Genomic DNA, 3853 nt, shown 5'->3' with positions numbered 1-3853 from the left:
CCGAGGCCGAGGCCCGCAGCGCCCCCGCCACCAGCAGGTCCGCCAGGGCCTCGGCGTCGGCGGCCTTGGGGTGCTGCGCCCGCAGCGTGGCCAGGTCCCGCACCGGGATCCGCGGCGCGGTCTGCAGCAGCCGTTCGGTCAGCGCCCGGCCGCCCACCCAGGTCACCCGCGCGGTCGCGGCACCCCCACGCAGCAGCAGCCGGACCGTCGACGCCACCAGCGCGCCGGCCCGCCGGGCGGCCCGCCGCCGGCTCGACTCCGAGCCCTCCTCCATCTCGCGCGACATCGAGGCCAGCGCCTCCGCCGCCGCCTCCGGACCCATCTCCGCCCCCGCCGTCCCCGTCCCGTCATCCGGCGGTTCCGGCCGTCGCCTGCGCAGCAGTCCCATGCCGTCCCCCGTACCCGCCGCCCGGAACCGCTACGCCGTCGACCGGCCCGCGCCACCCGACCGGCCCGCCGGGTGGCGGGGGCCGACCGACCCGGTCCACCCCCTGTGACCCCCGTCACCACGCCGACCCCGGCGGTGCGCCGCGCGGACACCCCCTCCGGCGCGAGAATGATCGGGTGTCCGCCCCCTCAGAGCTGCCGCGCTACTCCGGCCAGACGTCCTGCGGTGCCGACATGCGCACCCCGCTGCGGGACTTCCTCCGCACCGAGACCGGCAGCGCCGCATTCCTGCTCGCCGCCACCCTGGCCGCCCTGGTCTGGGCGAACGTCGCCGCCGGGTCGTACGAGTCCTTCTGGGAGACCGTCCTCGCCCTGCGGCTCGGTGACGCCGGCATCTCCCTCGACCTGCGCGAATGGGTGAACAGCGGCCTGATGACGCTGTTCTTCTTCGTGGTCGGGCTGGAGGCCCGCCGGGAGTTCGACATGGGCGAGCTGCGCGAGCGCCGCCGGATCGCGCTGCCGCTGATCGCCGGGGTGTTCGGGATGGTCGTCCCCGTCGCGATCTTCCTCGCGGTCAACGCCGGGGACGGCGAACTGCACGGCTGGGGCACCGCGATGTCCACGGACACCGCCTTCGCCCTCGGCATGCTCGCCCTCTTCGGCAGCCGGCTGCCGGAGTCGCTGCGCACCTTCATCCTCACCGTCGCCGTCGTCGACGACTTCGTCGCCCTGGGCGTCATCGCCGTCGCGTACAGCGGCAGCATCGAGGTGCCGGCCCTGCTGGCGGGCCTCGGCATCCTCGCGGTGATCCTGCTGGCCAGGGCCGCCGGCCTGCGCCGCGGCGGCGTGTACGCGCTGCTCGCGGTGGCGCTCTGGGTCGCCCTGCTGAAGTCGGGCGTCGACCCGGTGGTCACCGGTCTGGCGATGGGCCTGCTGACGTACGCCTACCCGGCGTCCCGCGGCGACCTGGAGCGGGCGAGCGACCTGTTCCGGCTGTTCCGCGAGCAGCCCACCCCGGAGCTGGAACGCACCCTGCGGGCCGGCCTGGCCACCGCGATCTCCCCGAACGAGCGGCTCCAGCAGGTCTACCACCCGTGGACGAGCTACGTCATCGTGCCGCTGTTCGCGCTCGCCAACGCGGGCATCACCTTCTCCGAGGAGCAGCTGACCCGGGCCCTGCACTCGCCGGTCACGCTCGGCATCGTCCTCGGCTACGTGCTCGGCAAGCCGGTCGGCATCCTCGGCTCGACGCTGCTCACCACCGCGTTCAGCCGCGGCCGGCTGCGGCCCCCGGTCGGCTGGGGCGCGGTGGCGGCGGGCGGCGCGATCGCCGGGGTCGGGTTCACGGTGTCGCTGCTGATCGCCACGCTGGCGTTCGACGGCCCGCTGCTGGACGAGGCCAAGGTCGGCATCCTGGCCGCGGTGGTCTGCGCCTCGGCCGTGACCTGGGTGATCACCCGGCTGATCGCGCTGATGCCGCGGACCGGCCGGATGCGGGCGCTGCTCGGCACCTCCGAGTCCATCATCGACCTGGCGGCCTCCGTGGACGCCGAACGCGACCACGTCCGCGGCCCGCTCGACGCGCTGGTGACCGTCGTCGAGTACGGCGACTTCGAGTGCCCGTACTGCGGCCAGGCCGAACCCGTCGTCCGCGAGCTGCTGGCCGGTGCCGGGGACATCCGCTACGTCTGGCGCCACCTGCCGCTGAACGACGACGTAGTAGGAGTCGTCGGAGCTGTACGGGGTGTCCGCCGGGGCCTCCCGCAGGGCGGCCGGGGCGGGCGTCGCCAGCAGCTTCGCCTCCTCGGCGGAGGGCGCGGCGCCGAGCGTCTGCCGCGGGTTCACCACCTGGTGCAGTGCCTGGAGCGAGCGGGCCAGCGGTGCCTGGCGGGTCTGGGCGTAGAGGGCGTTGGCGACCTGGCTGGTGAAGGTGGACAGGGTCACGGTGGAGCCGTCCGGCAGGGTGACCGGCGCGGTGCGCAGGTGGTCGCGCAGGGCGTCGAACTTGGCCCGGGTGTCGGGGCCGGCGAAGGCGCAGCGCGGCGCGCCCGCCGCCTGGCAGCGCCTGAGGTACTCGCCGAGGGCGAGTTCGAAGCCGGTGGCGCGCTGCCGGTCGTACTCGAGGCCGTTGCGCAGGCGCAGTTGCGGGTCGACGTTGCCGTCGACGATCAGCGCGCGCACCTTGTCGGGGTACATGTTGGCGTAGGTGGCGCCGATCAGGGTGCCGTAGGAGAAGCCGGCGTAGGTGAGTCCGGTGTCGCCGACGGCCTGCCGCATCCGGTCGAGGTCGCGGACGACGTTCATGGTGGACATGTGCTTGACCAGTTCGCCGGCGTTGCGGGCGCAGGCGTCGGTGTAGTCCTTGTCGGCGGCGAGGGTGCCGCTGATCTCGTCCCGGGTGACCGGTACGCCGACCGCGCGGTCGAAGACGGCGGCCGCCTCCTCGTCGGTGGTGAAGCACTTGAGGGGGTTGCTCCGGGTGACGCCGCGCGGGTCGAAGCCGATCAGGTCGAAGCTGTCCGTGACGCGGGGCTCGAACCTGGTGGTGGTGGCCCAGAGGTACCCGCTGCCGCCGGGGCCGCCGGGGTTGAGGAAGAGCGAGCCGATCCGCTTGGCCGGGTTCCCGGCGCGGCGGCGCATCATCGCGATGCCGATCTTCTCGCCGGACGGGTGCGCGTAGTCGAGGGGAACGGGGTAGACGGCGCAGTCGTAGATCTTCGGGTCGGGCTTGGACGGGTCGGGGTTGCACGGTGTCCAGGCGACCGGCTCCACCGTGGCCAGCGCCCGGTCCGGTGCGGCCGAGGCGGTGGCGGCCGTGCCGGTGACGAGGGCGAGCGCGCTGGTGAGCGCGACGGCCAGGGTTGACAGGCGTAACAAGGGACCTCCCGGTGTCGGCAAACCCGACCAGCGTGCCAGCCCGCCGCCGCCAGGGGAAGACGCGTACACGACATGCCCGGTGACGCACCGTCGGCCGGAGCCCGCCGGAGCCGTCCCCGCGTTCGAACGATGCCGCCGTCGGCGCGGAGCACCCGGCCGTTGACCCGGTGGCCCGGGGCTCGCCAGGAAGGCGACGACCTCGGCGATGTCCTGCGGGGTGCCGAGCCGCTGCAGCGGCGGCCGGGCGGCGGGGCGGGGCGATCGTCTCCTCGTCCTTGCCGTGCAGGAACCGGTCGGTGGCGGTCGGACCGGGCGCGACCGCGTCGACCGTGGTGTCGCGGCCGCGCAGCTCGCGGGCCAGGATCAGGCTCATCGCCTCGACGGCCCGCCCTCTTCGCCGACCCCGGGCTCTCCCGCCGGATGCGCGACGCCGTCTTCGCCCAGGTCCTCGCCGAACCGGCCGCCCCCGACGACGGGGCCCGCTGCGCACCGCAGCCCTGCGCCTGCACGCCCAGCTCGGCCCGGCCGCCGGCAGCGCCCTGGAGCCGGCCGAGACCACCCTCCTCCGGCGCCGGCTGGAACGCCTCGC

Annotated in this window: 4 pseudogenes; 1 reads left to right on the top strand and 3 read right to left on the bottom strand. The window is 74.8% G+C overall.

Annotated features, from left to right (window positions below):
* A pseudogene (locus ABZ641_RS28720) lies at positions 1-322 on the bottom strand (hypothetical protein); the annotation flags it as partial.
* A gap of 299 nt (positions 323-621) precedes the next feature.
* Here ABZ641_RS28720 and nhaA point away from each other — a divergent pair.
* Positions 622-2100, top strand: a pseudogene (nhaA, locus tag ABZ641_RS28715) (Na+/H+ antiporter NhaA); the annotation flags it as partial.
* A gap of 492 nt (positions 2101-2592) precedes the next feature.
* On the opposite strand, the pseudogene ABZ641_RS28710 reads toward nhaA, so the two are convergent.
* Both ABZ641_RS28710 and ABZ641_RS28705 read right to left on the bottom strand, forming a co-directional pair.
* Positions 2593-3027, bottom strand: a pseudogene (locus ABZ641_RS28710) (alpha/beta fold hydrolase); the annotation flags it as partial.
* 362 nt (positions 3028-3389) lie between these two features.
* A pseudogene (locus ABZ641_RS28705) lies at positions 3390-3658 on the bottom strand (SDR family oxidoreductase); the annotation flags it as partial.
* Positions 3659-3853 lie beyond the last annotated feature (195 nt).

Origin of the sequence: Kitasatospora sp. NPDC007106 (assembly GCF_040634455.1) — a bacterium.
GTDB classification, from domain to species: Bacteria; Actinomycetota; Actinomycetes; order Streptomycetales; family Streptomycetaceae; genus Kitasatospora; species Kitasatospora arboriphila.
Note: the sequence above shows the minus strand (reverse complement) of the source record. Positions and strands in the feature narration are given on the sequence as shown.